This is a genomic window from Rhizobium sp. CAU 1783, assembly GCF_054551725.1.
Map to the genome: position 1 here is coordinate 797728 of NZ_JBTOLM010000001.1, position 20468 is coordinate 818195.

Consider the following 20468-nt stretch of genomic DNA (forward strand, 5'->3'; position numbering starts at 1 on the left):
TTTTTATGCATGTCAGACATGCAGTGACCGCAGGACTTAACGATTTGACCTGCTTTTCGAACTAAAAGTTCCAGTTTCGCGCCTTTGCGACAATAAAATCGCGGAAAGCTTTCAATTTGGCGGCGTTTTTCATCTCGTCCGGATAGCAGAAATAGGTATCGAACGAGGGGACATCGGCGCTGGTTACCAGCTGCAGGAGCCCAGGATCGCGGCCGACGATGTAATCGGGCAGCATGGCAATGCCGATTCCAAGCAGGCAGGCGCGCTTGATCGAGGTCAGACTGTTGATCTGCAGATGGGGAACACGCGGATTGTCGGAGGTGCGACCGGCGACTTCCAGCCAGTTGACGTCGAGAAGGTAACCCGGCGCCGGTTCGCCGAAGGTGATGATCCGGTGATTGTCGAGATCCTCGATCGACTGCGGCTCGCCATAGCGGTTGATGTAGGAGGGGGCGGCATAGACGTGCATGTGCACGGTGAACAGCTTGCGCTGGATGAGGTCCGACTGCTGGGGCTGGCGAAGGCGGATGGCGCAGTCGGCATGGCGCATGTTCACGTCGAGCTCCTCGTTATCGAGGATCAGCTGGATCGACATGTCCGGATAGAGCTGCAGAAACTCCTGCACCTTGTCGGTGAGCCAGCCCTGGCCGAGGCCGACGGTCGTCGTGACGCGCAGCTTGCCGCTCGGCTTCTCCGTCGTCTCGGTCAGCTGCATCTTGACCGTTTCGAGTTTCAGAAGCACGTCATGGGCGGTGCGGTAGAGCAGTTCTCCCTGCTCGGTCAGGATCAGCCCGCGCGCGTGGCGGTGGAACAGCTTGACGCCGATATCCTGTTCCAGCGCGCTGACCTGGCGGCTGATCGCCGATTGGGACAGATGCAGCTTGTCGGCCGCGTGGGTAAAAGACCCGGCTTCGGCGGCCGCATGAAAAATGCGCAACTTGTCCCAATCCAACGGCATGCCGCCCCCTCTCATGTCGTTACTCCGCGGCTTCGGCCCGGACCGGTGCGGCCGACAGGAAGCGCTCGGCTTCCAGGGCTGCCATGCAGCCCATGCCCGCCGCGGTGATGGCCTGCCGATAGATGTCGTCCGTCACGTCGCCGGCGGCGAAGACGCCCTCGACGTCCGTCGCGGTCGAGTCGGGTGCGGTCCACAGATAGCCGTTCGGCTTGAGCTTCAGCTTGCCCTTGAACAGTTCGACCGCCGGCGCATGGCCGATCGCAACGAAGACGCCGTCGATCGGCATCTCGGTGATGGCGCCGTTCTGGGTGTCGCGCAACTTGACGCCGGAGACCGACGGCGGCATCGGCGGCTTTGCCGGTGCACCGGTGATCTCGGCAACCTCGGTGTTCCACATCACCTTGATGTTTTCCTTGGCGAACAGGCGTTCCTGCAGGATCTTTTCCGAACGGAAGCTGTCGCGGCGGTGGACGACGGTCACCGACTTCGCGATGTGCGAGAGATACAGCGCTTCCTCGACGGCGGAGTTGCCGCCGCCGACGACGATGACGTCCTTGTTGCGATAGAAGAAGCCGTCACAAGTCGCGCAGGCCGATACGCCGAAGCCCTGGAAATGCTGTTCGCTCTCGATTCCGAGCCACTTGGCCTTGGCACCGGTGGCGATGATCAGTGTGTCGGCGGTCCAGACCTGGCCGGAATCGGTCCGGGCGGTGAAGGGGCGACGCGACAGGTCGACTTCCGTCACCAGATCGTTGACGATCTCGGCGCCGACATGGGTCGCCTGGTTGAGCATCTGCTCCATCAGCCACGGGCCCTGGATCGGATCGGCGAAGCCCGGATAGTTCTCCACGTCCGTAGTGATCATCAGCTGGCCGCCCTGTTCCATGCCGGCGATCAATACGGGTTTCAGCATCGCACGGGCGGCATAGATCGCGGCAGTATATCCGGCGGGGCCGGACCCGATGATCAGCACCTTGGTGTGGCGGGCGGTCATGGTGGTTCCTTTCAAAGCGGGCAAGGGAGGGGGCGATATAAGATCGCGCGCCGCTTCTTTGTAGCCTCATTTATGATTGGTCCATGCATTTATTCAAGGTCAGCATTGCAATACCAACAAGGCAATCCGTCGCACGGCAATTTTTGTGCTCGCCACGGACAGATTATTGCCAAATCCGGCGATTCAGCTAGAAGTCTGGAACATCCGCCACGAAAGGTCTGAGCGTGTTGAGAGCCGAGCTGGACGCCATCGATCTCAAAATCCTTCGAGAATTGCAGCGCGACGGTCGCATGACCAATGTCGAGCTGTCCGAGCGGGTCGGCATTTCGGCGCCGCCCTGCCTGAGGCGGGTTCGCAAGCTGGAAGAGGCGGGCATCATCGAAGGCTATCATGCGATGCTGAATGCGCCGAAGCTCGGCTTCGATCTCGTGGCCTTCTGCATGATCGGGCTGAAGCATCAGTCGGAAAGCAATCTGAAGGCCTTTGCCGCCGCCACGGAAAGCTGGCCGATGGTTCGTCAGGCATGGATGGTGTCCGGCGACAGCGACTTCCTGCTGCATTGCGTTGCGGAAAATCTGACCCGGTTTCAGGACTTCGTGATCGAGGTGCTGACCGCCAACGAGCATGTCCACACCGTGCGCACCATGCTGACGATCCGTCAGGTCAAGAAGGTCGGGCTGGTCGAGGTTTGATCGGAACGCGGCCGCTGCCGTTTCCTCTCATCGGGTGACCGCTGCCCACTGTTTTCTAGCGGCTCAAGGCGGCGAACTCCTCGACGAGACGGGAATGCAGATCCGTTCCGTACGCCCGCATCCTCACCTTCTCCATCATGTCCGGATCAATCTCCTCCAGCTTTCCAGGGATCAGGAAGACGTTGTAGACGTAGCGGAGAAAGAGGCCGCGCAGGCGTTCGTCGGGATTCCAGTCGTCGAGAGCCTCGAGCGCCCGGCCGAGTTGCGGCATGGATGGTGCAAGGAGCACGAGGTCTGCTATGCCGTAGGGGGCTTCGCCGAGGACGATGACCTTCTTCGCCAGGACCAGGCTTTCCATGCCGACCGTCGAGTTGATGGTGATGACAGCTTCGGCGTTCTCGATCAGCTTGCGGGTTTCATTGTGATTGGCAAAGTGGATGCGCGGATGGGCCTTCACCTTGTCGCGGATCGTCAGCGGGAAGCTCGGGTGTTCCTTGATGACGAATTCGCGCTCCGGATATCGTTCCGCCAGTTCGAACAGGACCTCGTAGAAATGCCGCATGTCGCGGATCCACGGTGAGTGTTCGAGGATCTGCATGTCGCTCGGGACCTGGAAGGGCACGAAAATGTAGCAGCCGGGCAGGGCGGCCGCCTCCTCTCCCTTCTGCTTCGTGTCGCGCCGGGTGAGGCTCTGCGGCAGTTCGCCGCCGATGCGGTCGGCTGCCCAGAGATAGAAGGCCGCGTCGCGAGGCAGGGTGCTTCCGAAGTTGATGCCCTTGCGATCACATTGGGAGGTGTTCGGGAAGAAGCCGTTTTCCATGACGAGCATGGATCGTCCCCGCTGGCGTGCACCCGCGGCAAGCAAAGATGCCGGGATCATGAAACCGTTGAAGACGAGAGCCGTGGCGTCGGGATGCTCTTCGAGCCGCGCCTCAATCAGGATCGCCGAGAGCCGGGCGCGGAGCGTCATCAGCGCACGGTATGTCACGGCGGCGATGGGGTTGCCGAAGACCGCCGGGAAGCGGATCTGGCGGCGCAAGAAATTGTGTTCGATGCTGTCACGAAGGGGGATGTCGGTTGCCGTGGCGCTGAACAGCTTGATGAGGCCGGCAGGGCCCTTGCGGCGCAGCAGTTCCTTCAAGCCCTCCGCCAGCTTGAACGGCGCGCAATCCATCCGCTCGCCCAGAACCCTCTGCAGCGGCTTTAGGACATTGCGCTGAGAATAGATGAATTCAACCTTGTCCATCGGATGCCTCAGCCTTTCGCGAGCAGCCCGTCATAGATCGACTCGAGTGCGGAGGATTCGCGTTCGAGGCCGAAGGACGAGAGCACATGCGTGCGCGATGTCTTGCCCCAGTTGTCCGTCCGGTCGGGATTGTCCATGCAGTCGCCGATCGCGTCGCGCAGCCGCTCATAGTTGCCGGCGGGCACGACCTTGCCGGTCTCGTCCTCGACGATCATCTCGGCATAGGCGCCGGCATCGCTGGCCACCACCGGCGTGCCGGAGGCCATCGCTTCGAGGGGGGTGAGGCCGAAGCCTTCGTTGCGCGAGGGGGCTACATAGAGGCTGAGGCGGCGGTACCACTGCTTGATGTCGTCGACCTCTCCGAGAAAGACGATGCGCGAGGAAAGGCCGGCGGCCGCGATGTCGGCCTTGAGGCCGTCGGCAAACCCCTGGTGCTCGGCCGTCACCCGTCCGCTGATCACGGCGGTCCAGTCCGGATGACGCGGCAGGAGTTCGATCATGGCGTGGACGAAGAGATCGGTGCCCTTCTGGTGGCGGACGCGGCCGAAGCAGCCGACGAGGTGACGTCCGGGCAGGCCGGTTGCCGCGATCGTATCGGACGGTCCGGTATCCGGCTGAAACAGCGTCGTGTCGATCCCGTGGCGGATGACGGTGTGCGGCACCTTGAGGAAGGAGCCGGAACGGGCGCTTGTCGCGACGACGGCATCCATCCTGGAGATCAGCCAGCGGGTGTAGCCGGTGTGATGCCGCTGGGCGGCGGAGGTGAAGAGCAGCTTCAGCGGCATGCGCAACACGTCTCGCAGCAGGATGCCGAACAGCATCTCGTTGTTGCGCCGGGCATGCCAGACGCGCACCGGCGCGCCCGCCGGCCGGCGCCAGAGGCCGGGCAGCTGGCGCCAGTGCATCTTCGGAAGTCCAGCGGGAAGGCCGGGGCCGAGCGTCACGATACCGCGCCCCATCTGCCGCTGTTGCGGGATCAGCTGGATCACGGTCGAGGTCACGCCGGAAAGGCGCCGCTTGAAATGCGGCGCGATCACCGTGATATCGGCAAGCGAGAGCAAGGGAAGGCCTTCCGGTTGGGTATCAGCCCCAGTGGATCGCGAGGATCTCGTAGGCCTTCGAGCCGCCGGGGGCGACGACTTCGATGTTGTCGCCGACTTCCTTGCCGATCAGGGCGCGGGCGATCGGCGAGGAGATCGAGATGCGGCCGGCCTTCACGTCGGCTTCCTGGTCGCCGACGATCTGGTAGGTCTTTTCCTCTTCGGTGTCCTCGTCGACCAGCTTGACGGTCGCGCCAAACTTGATGGTCGAACCGGACATCTTCGACAGGTCGATGACCTCAGCGCGGGCGGTCAGGTCTTCCAGTTCGCTGATCCGGCCTTCGTTGTGGCTCTGGGCCTCCTTGGCGGCGTGGTATTCGGCGTTTTCGGAAAGGTCGCCATGGGCGCGGGCTTCGGCAATCGCCTCGATGATGCGCGGCCGCTCTTCCTGCTGGCGCCAACGCAGTTCCTCCTGCAGCTTGTTGAAGCCGTTCTGCGTCATCGGTACCTTTTCAACCATTTCCTCTTCCTTCGCATTCATGTCCGCTTGGCGCTGGACATAAAAGAAAACAGGTCCCGAAGCGAAGCCACGGAACCAGTTCAAATCAACGATTGGCAGACTATAGCAGAATGGTTCGCGCAATATCCAGACATTTCGACAGCCGTGCTTTTCCGGCTGTCCGGGCGTTCGGCCGGGCGCGACGCTAGAGCCCCTGCGGGATGAGCCTGAATTCGACGCGGGCTGGCACTGTCGCAGCAAAGCGAGACAGGGCCTGTTCGACCGCCGCGCGATTGGCCTCCGGCATGATGTAGAAGGTGACCGTGTCCTCTGCCGCGGTATAGTTGTCGACCGTGCGCAGCGTTGCGACCCGGGTCCAGTCGGCAGGAATTTCCCTGAACCATTTGTCGTAGATCATCGCCAGCCCGACCCCGTTGTCCCGCATCAGCCGTGACATGGCCGCGGTATCGAAGCTCTTCGCCGCCCTCAGCTGGCGGACGGGTTCGGAGCCGAGGCCCCAGAGGTCGAGGACGTAGGCGTCGTTGCCGTAGCTGACGAGACCGAGATCGTTTACCGCCACCGGTCCGCTGTGGAACTCCTGCGCGAAACGGCGCATCTGGTACTGCTGTTCGTAGATGTTCCTGGCCGCGAGCGGCGTCCTTACGGCCGCAACGGCGTAGTTGAACGACATGGTCGAAAGCAGCAGGAACAGGAGAACCGAGCCGGCCTTTCTGAGTGTACTGGCTCCGCGCAGGCGGCGCCAGGCATCGAGCAGGAGCAGACCGGCCAGGGCGACCGCGTAGACTTCGTAGCGGTAGAACCAGCCGATCTTGCCGACCAGCAGGTGGGCGCCGATTGCCGCCACCGCCACGGCATAGACGACGGCGATGCGCCGGTTGCTGTCCCGGAAGACGAAGGCGGCGAGGCTGAGCAGCATAGCCGACAGGACGAGGCAGAAGCCTGCCCGCAGCCGGAGGTTCGCCTTGATCTCCAGAAGGATCGCGCGGAGCGGCTGCACGTCGCCCGAAGCTGTCGAGGCCGCGCTTGACTTCAGCAGGACCGAACTAGGGAAGAACGGCAGGTCGCGAAGAAGGACAAAGGCTGCATAGGCGCCGACAGCGGCAAGGATTGCGAGTGACGCCCGAACGGCAATGAGGCGCTTGCCGAAGTACCAGAGTGCGATGATGGAAAGGCCGGAAAGAGCCGCGCCTTCGAAGCGCAGAAGGGGCATCATGACAAGGGCCGGGGTCAGGTACCGCGGGATGGTTCGTTCCTCCGCTGCATCGACGAGGCCATCGATGGTTGCGACCACGGCAAGGACATGCAGCGAGTGTTCCATGCCGGTCAACGGCAGGGCGATGCTGCTCGTCAAAAGGATGAGGAGTAGTCCGCAAACGGCCATGCCGAGGTAGCCGGCTCCGGTGACAATGCCGTTCTTGACGAGAAAGCGCGCCGAGAGAAAGACCGTTGCCATGGCGGCGGCGACATTGATCACCAGCGGGCCTGCCATGCCGAGCCCAAGCCATTCGGATACGGCCAAGAGCCAAGGCCAGAGGATGGAGGACGAGGGCGAGGAGAATTCGGTGGCGTTGACGCCGTAACCGCCGAGCAGGATGTTTCGCGCGACCGCCAGATGAATGTAAGGATCGTCGAGCGTGTAGATCAGATGGCCGTCGGCCAGATCTATCGAAATAGCGAGAACGATGCAGAAAAGGGCAGCCCAGGCGAACGTCACCATCATCGGGAAACGTCGAAGAGAAACATGTTCCGTCACCGGTCGGAAATCCCTCTTGCCCTGGAAAAGTGTTCCACCTTCGTTGCCCACAGACTGCCGGTTCGGCAGTTGAGGCCGCTTATCGCGTGATCGCGTTAAAATTGCAGAAAGAAAGAGGGGTGGATTCTGACCTCCTCGCGCCAGCGATGGTGGCAGGCTTCAGCCCTGGCGAAGGACCGCTTCCAGCCGCTCGAAGTTCTGCTCGTTGGCAGCTGCGATGAATTTTTCGAGGAAGAGGGTCTCGTCGTTCCGCTCCATGCGCATACACCAGTCGAGGCGGCTGCCGCTTTCCTCGGCGGAGAAGGTCATCTCGAGCGTGTAGACGTGCAGCGGTTCGTGATGGAGGAAGACGATACGGCGCAGCGGCTCGACAGTCTGGAACGTCGAGCGGTTCAGAAAATCCGTCCCGTCGGATGCCTGCATAGTGATCAGCCAGGTGCCGCCGGGTCGCAGGTCGAACCCGTGGATCGTGTTGGTGAAGCCGTGCGGTCCCCACCACAGGGCCAGTTTGCCGGGATCCGCGAAGGCATCGTAGAGCGTTTCGACGGTTGCCTCGAAGAGGCGGCTGTTGTTGATTTCGACGCTTTCCTGGTCGCTCATGCCGAGATTGTTCCGTGAGATTTCGCCTGCGTTGCTGCAATCGTGGATAACAAAGAACCGGCCAACGAGCGGGTCATTGGCCGGTTCCGAATTCAGTCCGTGGAGCCGACGATCAGAAGTAGCTCTGCAGCGGCCGGACCTCAAGCTGGCCACTCTTCAGCGCCCGGATGGCTTCGGCAGCGGCAAGCGCACCGGCCATGGTCGTGTAGTAGGGCACCTTCTGCATCAGGGCTGCGCGGCGCAGTGATTTCGAATCCGAGATCGCCTTGTTGCCGTCGGTCGTATTGACGACCAGCTGGACCTGACGGTTGCGGATGGCGTCTTCGATATGCGGGCGGCCTTCGAGCACCTTGTTGATCTTGATCGCGTCGATGCCCTGTTCGGCGAGGAAACGCTGGGTGCCGCCGGTCGCCATGACCTTGAAGCCGATCTCGGCAAGGATCTTGATCGCCGGCAGGACACGGACCTTGTCCTCGTCGCGGACGGAGACGAATACCGTTCCGTCACGCGGCAGTTCGACGCCGGCGCCGAGCTGGCTCTTGGCGAAGGCGAGCGCGAAATCGGTGTCGAGGCCGATGACCTCGCCGGTCGAGCGCATTTCCGGGCCGAGCAGCGTGTCGACACCGGGGAAGCGGGCGAAGGGGAAGACGGCTTCCTTGACAGCAATGTGCTTCAGGTTGCGCGGATCGGGCTTCTTTCCATAGGCGGCGATCGCCGCATCGAGCTTCTCGCCGGTCATGATGCGGGCGGCGATCTTGGCGATCGGCGCACCGATCGTCTTGGCGACGAAAGGCACGGTACGAGAGGCACGCGGGTTGACTTCGAGCACGTAGATCGTGCCGTCCTTGATGGCGTACTGGACGTTCATCAGGCCGCCGACGTTCAGCGCCTTGGCCATGGCCTTAGTCTGGCGCTCCAGTTCATCGAGCAGTTCGGGGCTGAAGGAGCGCGAGGGCAGCGAGCAGGCCGAGTCGCCCGAGTGGATGCCAGCTTCCTCGATGTGTTCCATGATGCCGGACACAAAGACGTTCTCGCCGTCGCACAGCGCGTCGACGTCGACTTCGACCGCGTTGGTCAGGTAGCTGTCGAACAGCAGCGGGTTCTTGCCCAGCAGCGTGTTGATCTGGCCGGTCTTGTCGTTCGGGTAGCGCTGCTTGATGTCTTCCGGAACAAGGCCCGGCACGGTGTCGAGCAGGTACGACTGCAGCATGCTCTCGTTGTGGATGATCTGCATGGCGCGGCCGCCGAGCACGTAGGACGGGCGAACAACCAGCGGGAAGCCGATCTCGGTGGCGACGAGGCGGGCCTGCTCGACCGAATAGGCGATGCCGTTGTTCGGCTGGGTGAGGTCGAGCTTCATCAGGAGCTTCTGGAAGCGGTCGCGGTCTTCGGCAAGGTCGATCGCGTCCGGGGCGGTGCCGAGGATCGGGATGCCGTTCTTTTCGAGCGCCTCGGCGAGCTTCAGCGGGGTCTGGCCACCGAACTGGACGATGACGCCGACCAGTTCGCCCTTTTCCTGCTCGGCGCGCATGATCTCGATCACGTCCTCGGCCGTCAGCGGCTCGAAGTATAGCCGATCGGAGGTGTCGTAGTCGGTCGACACGGTTTCCGGGTTGCAGTTGATCATGATGGCTTCGAAGCCGGCATCCTTCAGTGCGAAGGCGGCGTGGCAGCAGCAGTAGTCGAACTCGATGCCCTGGCCGATGCGGTTCGGACCGCCGCCCAGGATGACGACCTTCTTGCGGTCGGACACTTGCGCTTCCGAGCGTGCGGCGCCGACGAAGGGCGTCTCATAGGTCGAGTACATGTAGGCGGTCGGCGAGGCGAACTCGGCGGCGCAGGTGTCGATGCGCTTGAAGACCGGGCGGACCTGGAGGCTGTTGCGCAGCTCGGCGACTTCCTTCGGGCGCTTGCCGGTGAGCGAGGCGAGGCGCGCGTCGGAGAAGCCCATGGCTTTCAGCATGCGCAGGTTCTCGGCATCGGCCGGCAGGCCGTGCTCGCGGACGCGCGCTTCCATGTCGGTGATCGCCTTGAACTGGGCGATGAACCACGGATCGATCTTGCAGCCTTCGTGCACTTCCTCCGGCGACATGCCGAGGCGCAGCGCCTGGGCGACCATGCGCAGGCGATCCGGGGTCGGCGTGCCGATCGCGGCGCGGATGGCGTTCTTGTCGTCGCCCTGGCCAAGGCCGGGGATCTCGATCTCGTCGAGGCCGGTCAGGCCGGTCTCAAGTCCGCGCAGCGCCTTCTGCAGCGATTCAGCGAAGGTGCGGCCGATGGCCATGACTTCACCGACCGACTTCATCGCGGTGGTCAGCGTCGGCTCGGCGCCCGGGAATTTCTCGAAGGCGAAACGCGGGATCTTGGTGACCACGTAGTCGATCGACGGTTCGAACGAGGCGGGCGTCGCCCCGCCGGTGATGTCGTTCTCCAGCTCGTCGAGCGTGTAGCCGACAGCGAGCTTGGCGGCGACCTTGGCGATCGGGAAGCCGGTGGCCTTGGAGGCCAGCGCCGACGAGCGCGAGACGCGCGGGTTCATTTCGATGACGACGAGACGGCCGTCCTTCGGGTTGACGGCGAACTGAACGTTCGAGCCGCCGGTTTCGACCCCGATCTCGCGCAGCACCGCGATCGAGGCGTTGCGCATCATCTGGTATTCCTTGTCCGTCAGGGTCAGTGCCGGGGCGACCGTAATCGAGTCGCCGGTGTGCACGCCCATCGGATCGATGTTCTCGATCGAGCAGATGATGATGCAGTTGTCCGCCTTGTCGCGGACGACTTCCATTTCATATTCCTTCCAGCCGAGCACCGATTCCTCAATCAGCACTTCTGTGGTCGGCGAGGCGTCGAGACCGGAGCCGATGATCTCGAAGAATTCCGAACGGTTGTAGGCGATGCCGCCGCCGGTGCCGCCCATGGTGAAGGACGGGCGGATGATGGCCGGCAGGCCGACGACGTCGAGCGCCTGGGCGGCAATCGCCATGGCATGGCTCATATAACGCTGCTTGCGGTCGCTCTCGCCGAGGTTCCACTGGTTTTCCAGTGCGTCCAGCGCCTTGTCGAGATCGGCGCCCGAGAGCTTCGCCTTGAGTTCGGCGCGGGCCGCCTCATGGGTCTTGCGGTCGGCTTCCTTAATGTCGGTGGCGTTGGCGAGCATCGACTTCGGCGTCTCGAGGCCGATCTTGGCCATGGCCTCGCGGAAGAGGGCGCGATCCTCAGCCTTGTCGATGGCGGCGGGCTTGGCGCCGATCATCTCGACATTGTAGCGGTCGAGCACGCCCATGCGCTTCAGGGAAAGGGCCGTGTTGAGCGCCGTCTGGCCACCCATGGTCGGAAGCAGCGCGTCCGGACGTTCCTTGGCGATGATCTTGGCGACGACTTCCGGGGTGATCGGTTCGACATAGGTCGCGTCGGCAAGGCCCGGATCGGTCATGATGGTCGCCGGGTTGGAGTTGACCAGGATGACCCGATAGCCTTCTTCCTTCAGCGCCTTGCAGGCCTGGGTGCCGGAATAGTCGAACTCGCATGCCTGGCCGATGACGATCGGCCCAGCGCCGATGATGAGGATGGACTTGATATCTTGGCGCTTCGGCATGGTTCTATCCGTTCTTCGGCCTGCGCGAAAAGCCGGCTCGGGGCTTCAAGCTCCGGTCGGGGCGCAGGTTATGGCGTAATTTCAGGCTAGAAGCGGCTTATAGGGAAATCTTCTGCGGAGCGGAACCCCATAAATGAGCGCTTTGCAGGAAAGTTGGGGAGCATGTGAGCGAAGTCACGAATGCCGTTGCACGAGGGGCTTCCGATTCCACCGGAAACAAGAAATGGCGGACACCAGGCCCGCCATTCCAATGGCTGACGCGGAGCGTCAGTTCCGATCAGAACTCTTCCCAGTCGCTGGCCGCAGGGGCCGGCTTCGCGCCGATCGCTGCGGCGAGGCGGGTGCCGAGCGCGCGGGCAGGCGAGGCGACAGGGGCTGACTTGGCCACCACCGCCACTGCCGGGCGGTACGGAGCCGATGCGACGGCCGAGAGCGTGGGGCGCGCGGCGGCGGCGTGGCCGTGACCGAGGTTGAACTGGGCAAGGCGGGCCGACAGCGCGGAGACTTCCGACACCAGGGTGTGCGATGCCGCATTGGTCTCCTCGACCATCGCTGCGTTCTTCTGGGTTCCCTGGTCCATGACGTTGACCGCGGAGTTGATCTCGCTGAGGCCGGTCGACTGATCGCGGGCGGCCAGGACGATCGCCTGCACGTTGGTGTTGATCAGCTGCACCTCCGCGACGATCGACTGCAGGGCGTCGCCGGTCTGGCCGACAAGCTGGACGCCGTGCTTGACCTGGTCCCCTGAGGCGGTGATCAGGGCCTTGATCTCCTTCGCAGCATTGGCAGAGCGCTGGGCAAGCTCACGGACCTCCTGGGCGACGACGGCAAAGCCCTTGCCGGCTTCACCCGCACGGGCAGCCTCGACGCCGGCATTCAGCGCCAGCAGGTTGGTCTGGAAGGCGATTTCGTCGATCACGCCGATGATGTTGGAGATCGACTGCGACGACTGTTCGATCGCACTCATCGCGTCGACCGCGGTGCGGACGACCTCGCCCGAGCGCTCGGCGCCTTCCTTGGTCCGGCTGACCTGCATCCCGGCTTCCTCGGCGCGCTGGGTCGATTCCTTGACGGAACGGGTGATCTCCGCAAGGGCAGCTGCAGTTTCCTCGACGGATGCCGCCTGCTGCTCGGTCCGGCGCGCCAGGTCGTCGGCGGCGGAGCGGATCTCGTTCGAGCCGTTCTCGATGGTCGAAGCGTTCTCGCGGAAGGACAGCATCGCTCCCTGAAGCTTCTCGATCGATTCGTTGAAGTTCGAACGGATCGAGTCGAGTGCAGCGCTGAACGGCCGCTCGAGGCGGACCGTCATGTCGCCGTCGGAAAGGCGCGCGAGACCGGCGCCGAGTTCGGAGACCACGAAGCGGATTTCCTCCTCGCGGGCGGCGTGGCCCTTGGAACGTTCGGTCCGTTCGTGCTCTTCGTGTACGCGATGGGCTTCGGCTTCGTGTTCAAGCTCGACCTTGCGGCGGTTGCTTTCGAGAAGCACCTGAAGCGAACGGGAGAGGTCGCCGAGTTCGTCGGTCTTCTCGCGATCGGTCAGTTCGACGTCGAGGCCGCCGTCGGCGATCTGCATCGTCTGGCCGATGACCCGATTGATGCGGCCGATGAAGCGGCGGGCGAGCAGCCAGCCGGCGAGCACCAGCAGAAGCGTGGCAAAACCGATGACCGCGGCCGAGTTCCACACGACCTGGCTGACGGCGGCGAAGACGGTGGCGCGCGGTACCGAGACCACAACATTCCAGACGGCGCCTTCGAAGGGTTCGATCGGGATCGCGACGGCAAGGTTTTCCTCGCCGTTCGGCTCGATGATCGTCTGGGCGGTGCCGGGCGCCTTCAGCGCGGCCTCCCAGGCGCTCGCGTCGACACCGCTGTCCTTCAGAGCCTTGCCCATGATGGCCTTGTCGGGATGGCTGACAAAGGCATTGGCTGACGACAGGAGGGCAATGTAGCCGGTGCCGAGAGGGCGCTTGGATGCGAGGTCGGCGGCGGACTTGTCGAGGTCAATGTCGGCGCCGACATAGGCGACGGTCTTGTCGCCTTCCTTCACCGGCACCGAAAGCGTGGTCATCAGCACGTCCTTGCCGTTGACCGGATAGACATAGGGTTCCATCAGGACCGGTTTGCCGGTCTTGACGGGGATCTGATAGTAATCGCCGGCCCCCGGCTTGTCGTAGTCGACGAGGACCTCGCTCTTGATCTCGCTGCCGGCGCGGAAAACATAAGGAACGAAGCGGCCCGTGCCGTCATGGGCCGGCTTACCCACGTATTCGGCGTCCTTCCCGTCAAAAGCATTCGGTTCCCAGCCGGTCGAAAGTCCGATTGCACCGGGATAACCTTCGAGCGTGGTGTTCATCAGGGCGATGACGTTCTCGCGCGTCGCCGAGCCCGACTGGCGGAGCGATACGATCGACATCTTCACGCCCTGGACCATCTGATGGCCGTCGCCGAGGCTGGCTTCGATCTCTGCCGCCGCCTTCGTGGCCGCCGCGCGCATCTCGTTGAGGCTGGCGGTGCGAATGTTTTCATAGGAAATCGTGGCCAGCGTTGCTGCCACGCCGATCGTCGTCACGACGCCAAGCGCAACCGTCGAAAAGATATTGCGGCCGGTGGCCGATTTGAAAAGCATGTGTCCTCCTCCCGGGAAACGCCCGCATCCGCCGAATGCGGACGCGACCACGCAGCGGCGGCGTGGTATGCAATGCGCGGGAATCTTATCCCTTGGGTGGTTAAGCAGGTGTTTAAATGCGGTGTTCCGATGTGCCGCGAGACAGTATTACTTCGCGTTTTGGCGGGATGTTCGCCGTTATGATTGAATATTCAAATCCCTGGACAAGGAATTGCGATGTATTCTTCCTATTTTGAGCAGGATGGACTTGGACTGGCCGACCTAGTGCGCCGCGGCGAAGTGAGTGCGGTCGAACTGGTGGAAGCGGCCATCGCCGCGATCGAAAAGCTCAACCCGCAACTCAACGCCGTGATCCGGACGATGTTCGACGACGCGCGGCGCGTCGCTGCGGGACCGCTCGGGGAGGGGCCGTTTGCCGGCGTGCCCTTTCTTCTGAAGGATCTGCTGTCCCAGGTCGATGGCGTTCCGACGTCGCAGGGAAACAGGCTCTGGGCGAAGATCCCGGCCAAGGGCGACACCGAACTGGTGAAGCGCTGGAAGCGGGCCGGGCTGATCGTCGTCGGCAAGACCAACACGCCGGAGTTCGGACTGACGCCCTATACGGAACCGGACGCGTTCGGCCCGACCCGCAACCCGTGGGACACGAGCCGGACACCGGGCGGATCCTCAGGTGGTTCCGCGGCCGCCGTCGCCTCCGGTATGGTGCCGCTCGCCTCGGGAGGAGACGGCGGGGGCTCGATCCGCATTCCCGCCTCTGCCTGCGGCCTGTTCGGCATGAAGCCGACGCGTGGCCGCACACCGGTCGGGCCGTTCATCGGCGAGGCGTGGTCTGGATTCGCCGGCGAGCATGTGCTGACCCGTTCCGTTCGCGATTCCGCGGCCATCCTCGATGCGACCCATGGTCCGGATATCGGCAACCCGCATCCGCTGCCGGTGTTCTCCGGATCCTGGCTTGAAGCGTCCGGGCGGGCTCCGCGCCGGTTGAGGATCGCGGTTTCGTGCGAGCCCATGCTCGGCAAGGCCGTCGCGCCCGAGGTGCGGCAGGCCTTTGCCGACAGCGTCCGACTGCTCACCGACCTTGGCCACGAAGTGGTCGAGGCGGCCCCTGCCGTCGAGCGCGAGCGGTTCGCCCTTGCTTTCCTGACGGTCCTGGCCGCCGAGTTGCGGGCCGACATCGACTATACGGCGCAGGTCACCGGCCGGAAGGTTCGACCGGAGGATTTCGATGCCTCGTCCTTCGGCCTCGGACTGTTGGGTCAGGCTTTCTCGGCCGCCGAGCTCGCCGCGGCGCTGCGCTACCTGAAGCTCTCGGCCCGTGCGATCCTTGGTTTTTTCGAGACGCATGACGTGCTGATGACCCCGGTGCTCTCCAGCCTGCCGGTGAAGATCGGCGCGCTACAGCCGAAGCCGATCGAAAAGACGCTGATCCGCTTCATGGGGCATATCCGCGGTGGTTTGCTCCTGAAGAAACTCGGTATCGCCAACCAGCTCGCGGCGCAGACCTTCGAGTTCATTCCGTGGACGCCGGTCTTCAACGTCACCGGGCAGCCGGCGATGTCGGTGCCGCTCGGCTGGTCGCCGGAGGGGCTGCCGATCGGCATGCATTTCGTCGGGCGTTTTGCCGACGAGGAGACCCTGTTCAGCCTCGCGGGAGAACTGGAGCGGGCACGGCCCTGGAAGGATCGGCGCCCGCCTCGTTGAGCGCGGGTGAATGGAGAGCGTCCGCCCCGGTGCGGGCCCAACGGCTGTGTGCCGCGTTGACAGCCTTCAGCGGTTCCTTATTTGCGTGGCCGACGGGAACGCTTTGCCTTATAAGGTGTTAACGGGCAAACATACGCGACGGAGAGGAAGTGCATCATGGAATGGAAGGGTCGGCGTCAGTCGGACAACATCGAGGACCGTCGCGGGACATCGGCTGGGCCGGGCGGCATGGGCCGCAACCCGTTCGGACGTTCCGGCATCCAGATCCCGATGGGCAGCGGTCGTCGTGGCGGCGGGCTGAGCATCGGGACGATCATCTTCCTCGTCGTCGTCTACTTCGTGCTGAAGATGATGGGCATCGACATGCTCCAGCTGCTCGGCGAAGGCCAGATGCAGCAGCAGTCGGGCTACGAGCAATCGACCGGCACGCGCCCGTCGTCGCCCGCTGCCGACGAGATGACCGCCTTCGTGCGGACCGTGCTCGCCGAGACGGAGGATACCTGGAACGGCATATTCCAGGCGGAAGGCGAGACCTACGAGGAGCCGACGCTCGTGCTCTTCTCCGGTCAGGTCAGCTCCGCCTGCGGCATGGCGAGTTCGGCGAGCGGACCGTTCTATTGCCCGGGTGACCGCAAGGTCTATCTCGACACCGACTTCTTCCAGCAGCTCGACCAGCAGTTCGGAGCGTCGGGCGATTTCGCCGAGGCTTATGTGATCGCCCACGAGGTCGGTCACCATGTACAGAACCTGACCGGCGTGCTGCCCAAGTTCAACCAGATGCGTCAGTCAATGAGCGAGGCCGAGGCCAACCAGATGTCGGTTCGCGTCGAGCTGCAGGCCGACTGCTTTGCGGGCATCTGGGGCAAGTACACCGAGCAGAAGGGGCTTCTGGAAGCGGGCGACCTGGAAGAAGCGCTGAACGCAGCGCACCAGATCGGCGACGACACGCTGCAGAAGCGCAGCCAGGGCTATGTGGTGCCCGACAGCTTCAACCACGGCACCTCGGCGCAGCGCGCCAAATGGTTCAAGCGTGGCTTTGACAGCGGCAAGTTCTCATCCTGCGACACGTTTTCCGGATCGATCTGAACGGCCCCGTCGTTGGGTTCCATCCTCGGCAGACCTGGAAAGGCCCGGAGCATTGCCCGGGCCTTTCGCATGTCCGTATCATTTTTCGCTGTCGAGGTGCGCCATCTGGGCTTCGGCATAGCGCGTGCCAGCCGCCGCTCCCTTCGGCACCGCGGCCTCGATCTCGGCGAGGTCTTCGGACGAGAGCGTGCGCTCCATGGCTTCCAGCGATTCCGCCAACCGGTCGCGGCGGCGTGCGCCGACCACCGGTACGATATCCTCGCCCTGGGCTGCGACCCAGGCAATCGCGGCTTGTGCCGTCGTCAAGCCCCTGGCGCTGGCGACCCTGCCGAGGGCGGCTGCAAGGGCCAGGTTTCGGGCCTCGTTTTCACCCTGGAAGCGGGGTGCGTGGCCGCGGAAGTCGCCGGCGCCGGCCTTGCCGCTCTGCCAGTGACCGGAGATGAGGCCGCGCGAGAGGACACCGTAGGCGGTGATGCCGATGCCGAGTTCCCGGGTGACGGGCAGGATCTTCTCCTCGATCCCGCGCGAAACGAGCGAGTATTCGATCTGGAGATCGACGATTGGGTGGACCGCCGCGGCCCGCCGAATGGTCTCCGGCCCGACTTCGGACAGCCCGATATGGCGGACAAAGCCGGCTTTCACCATGTCGGCGATCGCGCCGATCGTCTCCTCAATGGGCACGTTGGGATCAAGGCGGGCGGGCCGGTAGATGTCAATGTAATCGGTGCCAAGCCGCTGCAGCGAATAGGCAAGCGCCGTCTTCACGGCGGCGGGCCGGGCATCGAAGCCGATCCAGCCGGCCGAGGGATCGCGCTGGGCGCCGAACTTCACGCTTAGCTGGACGTCTTCGCGTCGGCGTCCTTTCAGGGCGTCGGCGATCAGCATTTCATTGTGCCCCATGCCGTAGAAATCGCCGGTATCGAGCAGCGTCACACCCGCGTCTAGCGCGGCGTGGATGGTTGCAACACCCTCCGCGCGGTCGCTCTCGCCGTACATGCCGGACATGCCCATGCAGCCGAGGCCGAAACAGGAAACGGATGGGCCGGTCTTTCCGAGCTTCACAGTCTGCATTGTCGTCTCCTTTCAGACATTGCGGCGAGCCACTCGCCTCGGGGGACTATCTAGGTCGTCAGCGTTTGTGCGATAATCCGCCTTAAACGAAACGGGCTGTTTGGATTTTCGAACAATGTCGACCTTGCCGCTTTCCGACCTCGACGCCTTTGCGACGATTGCGCGGCTGCGTAGCTTTCGGGCCGCCGGGAAACTGCGTGGGGTTTCCGCCTCCTCGCTCAGCGAAGCGATGCGCCGTCTTGAGACCCATCTCGGCGTTCGCCTGTTCAACCGCACGACCCGCAGCGTCACGCTGACCGATGCCGGTGAACGGCTCCTCGAACGGTTGCGTCCGAGCCTCGCCGAGATCGAGACGGCGATCGACGCGATCAACAATCTGCGCGACCGGCCGGTCGGGCGGTTGCGCCTCAACGTGCCGGGCATCGTCGCCCGCTGCATTCTGCCCGACATTGCCGGCCGGTTCCTGGCCGCCTATCCGGAAATCACCATGGAGGTGTCGGTGAACGATGCCTTCGTCGATGTGCTTGCCGAGGGACATGATGCCGGCGTTCGCTACGAGGAGGCGTTGCATCAGGACATGATCGCCATCCCGATCGGGCCGCGCCGCCAGCGTTATGTCGGCGCGGCGGCACCCTCCTATGTCGTTCGGAAGGGTGCTCCCGCCCATCCGCGCGATCTGATGGACCATGACGCCGTGTTGCATCGTTTCTCGAGCGGCCGTGTCCTCACCTGGAGCTTCGAGCGTGATGGCGAAACCGTCACCGTTCATCCGGCGCCGCGCCTCGTGGCGGAATCCATCGATCTGGAGCTTGCCGCCGCCCGCAGCGGGCTCGGCATCATCTTCACCTTCGAGGACTTCCTGAAGGACGATCTCGACCGCGGCACCCTGGTGCCGGTGCTTGCCGACTGGACCCAGGAATTTTTCGGGCCCTATCTCTACTATCCCAGCCGTCGGTTGATGCCGGCGCCGCTCAGGGCCTTCGTGGATTTTGTCCGGCAGGACCGGTCCGGGGAAGATAAGACGCGTGCGCATCAATTAAAGTGAAGCTTTGACGATATTTATTTCTTGATGCTGATCCCGCCTTGCGGCCTCTGGACGATTCTCCTATGCAGGATTGCACGCCGCTTGCCAGTCTTCCCTGGAAGCGGCTTTTTTCGTCTCGGATAGTCGTCATGTCTACTTATGTATCTCACGATCGGGCAGGGCACGTGGCCGCAAGCTGGGCTTCGCATATCCGCGCCACGCTCGCGCTCGGCATTCCGCTGATCGGCGCCCAGCTCGCACAGTTGGGCATCCACACGACAGATGTGGTGATCGTCGGGCAGCTCGGCGCGCAGGCGCTCGCCGCCATGGTGCTGGCCGGCCAGTTCTTCTTCACCATCTTCATTTTCGGATCGGGTTTTTCCATCGCCGTGGTGCCGATGGTCGCGCAGGCCTACGGCCGTCAGGATGCGGTGTCGGTGCGCCGCTCTATCCGCATGGGGATCTGGGTTTCGATCGCCTATACGCTGCTGACGGCGCCGCTGTTCTACAATGCCGAGACGATCCTGCTGGCTCTCGGCCAGAAGCCGGAAGTGGCGAGGCTCGCGGCAGGCTATGTGCAGATCGTCCAGTTCGGCCTGTTGCCCGCGCTGCTCTTTGCGGTGCTGCGCGCGCTGGTCAGCGCGACCGGTCGCGCCGGGATCATTCTCTATGTGACGCTGGTCGTACTGGTGATGAACGGCGTGCTGGCCTATGCGCTGGTCCTCGGTCACTTCGGGTTTCCGGCGCTCGGCATGACCGGTGCCGCGATCGTCGCCGTCATGGTTCAATGGGCGAGCTTCCTGTTCATGGTCGCCTATATCCAGACGCGGGAGGAGACGCGCCGGTACGAGCTCTTCGTGCGTTTCTGGCGGCCGGACTGGCATGCGCTGTGGGAGGTCGTGCATCTCGGTCTGCCGATCGGCATCACGGTTCTCGCCGAGGTCAGCCTGTTTGCCGCCGCATCCCTGCTGATGGGCAAGATTGGTACCATCGAGCTGGCCGCCCACGGCATCGCGCTGCAGCTCGCCTCGATCGCCTTCATGTTTCCGCTCGGGCTTTCACAGGCCGCAACGGTCCGGATCGGCTTGGCGCACGGCCGCGGTCACTATGCGGATCTGATGCGCGCGGCGATCTCCGTGCTTGCGATCGCGAGCCTGATCGCGATGACCGGCGGGCTGCTCTTCTATTTCATGCCGATCACGCTGAGCAGCGCCTTCATCAACCCACACACACCGGATGCCGAGGCGGTGCTCGCCTTTGCCGGTCCGCTGGTGGTGATCGCCGGCATCTTCCAGCTGGTCGACGGCTTGCAGGCGATTGCCTCGGGCCTGCTGCGCGGGCTCAAGGATGCGCGCATTCCGATGGTTCTGGCCCTGATTGCCTACTGGCCGATCGGCTTCCTTCTGGCCTGGCTGCTCGCCTTTCCGCTCGGCTTCGGCGGAATCGGCATCTGGCTCGGCTTCCTGATCGGACTGATCGCCGCGGCGGCCATGCTGTGCCTGCGGTTCTTCCATCGGATCCGCTTCGAAATGAGAACGGCCCGGGTTTGACCGGGCCGTTTC

At 63.6% G+C, this 20468-nt stretch carries 15 protein-coding genes; 5 read left to right on the forward strand and 10 right to left on the reverse strand.

Features of this window, described 5'->3' with window-relative positions:
- Nucleotides 1–61 precede the first annotated feature (61 nt).
- Nucleotides 62–958, reverse strand: a complete 897-nt coding sequence (locus ACX93L_RS03645; RefSeq protein WP_169587016.1) for a LysR family transcriptional regulator VtlR — start codon at nt 956–958, stop codon at nt 62–64.
- A 19-nt stretch (nt 959–977) separates the two neighbouring features.
- The gene (trxB, locus tag ACX93L_RS03650; RefSeq protein WP_459403571.1) at nt 978–1952 is read right to left on the reverse strand and encodes a thioredoxin-disulfide reductase; all 975 of its coding nucleotides are present in this window, start codon (nt 1950–1952) and stop codon (nt 978–980) included.
- A gap of 224 nt (nt 1953–2176) precedes the next feature.
- Here trxB and ACX93L_RS03655 point away from each other — a divergent pair, with 224 nt between their 5' ends.
- Complete coding sequence (locus ACX93L_RS03655; RefSeq protein ID WP_459403572.1) at nt 2177–2644, forward strand: Lrp/AsnC family transcriptional regulator; 468 nt, start codon at nt 2177–2179, stop codon at nt 2642–2644.
- 55 nt (nt 2645–2699) lie between these two features.
- On the opposite strand, the gene ACX93L_RS03660 is transcribed toward ACX93L_RS03655, so the two are convergent.
- From ACX93L_RS03660 to ACX93L_RS03690, 7 genes are all read right to left on the reverse strand, one after another.
- Nucleotides 2700–3890 (reverse strand): capsular polysaccharide export protein, LipB/KpsS family, encoded by a 1191-nt coding sequence (locus ACX93L_RS03660; protein WP_459403573.1) that lies wholly within the window; start codon nt 3888–3890, stop codon nt 2700–2702.
- A gap of 8 nt (nt 3891–3898) precedes the next feature.
- Nucleotides 3899–4951, reverse strand: a complete 1053-nt coding sequence (locus ACX93L_RS03665) for a glycosyltransferase family 4 protein (protein ID WP_459403574.1) — start codon at nt 4949–4951, stop codon at nt 3899–3901.
- 22 nt (nt 4952–4973) lie between these two features.
- Nucleotides 4974–5450: a transcription elongation factor GreA gene (gene greA, locus ACX93L_RS03670; protein ID WP_169587025.1), complete on the reverse strand. Its 477-nt coding sequence runs from the start codon at nt 5448–5450 to the stop codon at nt 4974–4976.
- A 184-nt stretch (nt 5451–5634) separates the two neighbouring features.
- A complete protein-coding gene (locus tag ACX93L_RS03675) occupies nt 5635–7203 on the reverse strand; it encodes a hypothetical protein (RefSeq protein ID WP_459403575.1) in 1569 nt (522 codons plus the stop codon).
- 159 nt (nt 7204–7362) lie between these two features.
- On the reverse strand, nt 7363–7803 hold the full coding sequence (locus tag ACX93L_RS03680) for an SRPBCC domain-containing protein (RefSeq protein ID WP_459403576.1): 441 nt from the start codon (nt 7801–7803) through the stop codon (nt 7363–7365).
- A gap of 112 nt (nt 7804–7915) precedes the next feature.
- Entirely contained in the window at nt 7916–11398 is a 3483-nt protein-coding gene (carB, locus tag ACX93L_RS03685; protein WP_459403577.1) for a carbamoyl-phosphate synthase large subunit, read from the reverse strand.
- A gap of 277 nt (nt 11399–11675) precedes the next feature.
- On the reverse strand, nt 11676–14024 hold the full coding sequence (locus ACX93L_RS03690) for a methyl-accepting chemotaxis protein (protein ID WP_459403578.1): 2349 nt from the start codon (nt 14022–14024) through the stop codon (nt 11676–11678).
- Between the two features lie 216 nt (nt 14025–14240).
- On the opposite strand from ACX93L_RS03690, the gene ACX93L_RS03695 reads away from it, so the two are divergent.
- The gene (locus tag ACX93L_RS03695; RefSeq protein ID WP_459403579.1) at nt 14241–15725 is read left to right on the forward strand and encodes an amidase; all 1485 of its coding nucleotides are present in this window, start codon (nt 14241–14243) and stop codon (nt 15723–15725) included.
- Between the two features lie 156 nt (nt 15726–15881).
- Entirely contained in the window at nt 15882–16811 is a 930-nt protein-coding gene (gene ypfJ / locus ACX93L_RS03700; protein WP_459403580.1) for a KPN_02809 family neutral zinc metallopeptidase, read from the forward strand.
- 78 nt (nt 16812–16889) lie between these two features.
- Here the strand turns inward: ypfJ and ACX93L_RS03705 are convergent, their stop codons facing one another.
- Nucleotides 16890–17882: an aldo/keto reductase gene (locus ACX93L_RS03705; RefSeq protein ID WP_459403581.1), complete on the reverse strand. Its 993-nt coding sequence runs from the start codon at nt 17880–17882 to the stop codon at nt 16890–16892.
- A gap of 115 nt (nt 17883–17997) precedes the next feature.
- On the opposite strand from ACX93L_RS03705, the gene ACX93L_RS03710 reads away from it, so the two are divergent.
- Together ACX93L_RS03710 and ACX93L_RS03715 are read left to right on the forward strand one after the other, a co-directional pair.
- Nucleotides 17998–18927, forward strand: coding sequence for a LysR family transcriptional regulator (locus ACX93L_RS03710; protein WP_459403582.1), 930 nt, complete (start codon nt 17998–18000; stop codon nt 18925–18927).
- A gap of 128 nt (nt 18928–19055) precedes the next feature.
- Nucleotides 19056–20456, forward strand: a complete 1401-nt coding sequence (locus ACX93L_RS03715) for an MATE family efflux transporter (RefSeq protein ID WP_459403583.1) — start codon at nt 19056–19058, stop codon at nt 20454–20456.
- The last annotated feature ends 12 nt before the right edge of the window (nt 20457–20468 follow it).

Coding starts and splice junctions, on each gene's coding strand:
- ACX93L_RS03715 (WP_459403583.1), top strand. CDS start 19,056: ATGTCTACTTATGTATCTCACGATCGGGCAGGGCACGTGGCCGCAAGC.
- ypfJ (WP_459403580.1), top strand. CDS start 15,882: ATGGAATGGAAGGGTCGGCGTCAGTCGGACAACATCGAGGACCGTCGC.
- ACX93L_RS03645 (WP_169587016.1), bottom strand. CDS start 958: ATGCCGTTGGATTGGGACAAGTTGCGCATTTTTCATGCGGCCGCCGAA.
- ACX93L_RS03705 (WP_459403581.1), bottom strand. CDS start 17,882: ATGCAGACTGTGAAGCTCGGAAAGACCGGCCCATCCGTTTCCTGTTTC.
- ACX93L_RS03660 (WP_459403573.1), bottom strand. CDS start 3,890: ATGGACAAGGTTGAATTCATCTATTCTCAGCGCAATGTCCTAAAGCCG.
- greA (WP_169587025.1), bottom strand. CDS start 5,450: ATGGTTGAAAAGGTACCGATGACGCAGAACGGCTTCAACAAGCTGCAG.
- ACX93L_RS03710 (WP_459403582.1), top strand. CDS start 17,998: ATGTCGACCTTGCCGCTTTCCGACCTCGACGCCTTTGCGACGATTGCG.
- ACX93L_RS03690 (WP_459403578.1), bottom strand. CDS start 14,024: ATGCTTTTCAAATCGGCCACCGGCCGCAATATCTTTTCGACGGTTGCG.
- ACX93L_RS03695 (WP_459403579.1), top strand. CDS start 14,241: ATGTATTCTTCCTATTTTGAGCAGGATGGACTTGGACTGGCCGACCTA.
- ACX93L_RS03680 (WP_459403576.1), bottom strand. CDS start 7,803: ATGAGCGACCAGGAAAGCGTCGAAATCAACAACAGCCGCCTCTTCGAG.
- carB (WP_459403577.1), bottom strand. CDS start 11,398: ATGCCGAAGCGCCAAGATATCAAGTCCATCCTCATCATCGGCGCTGGG.
- trxB (WP_459403571.1), bottom strand. CDS start 1,952: ATGACCGCCCGCCACACCAAGGTGCTGATCATCGGGTCCGGCCCCGCC.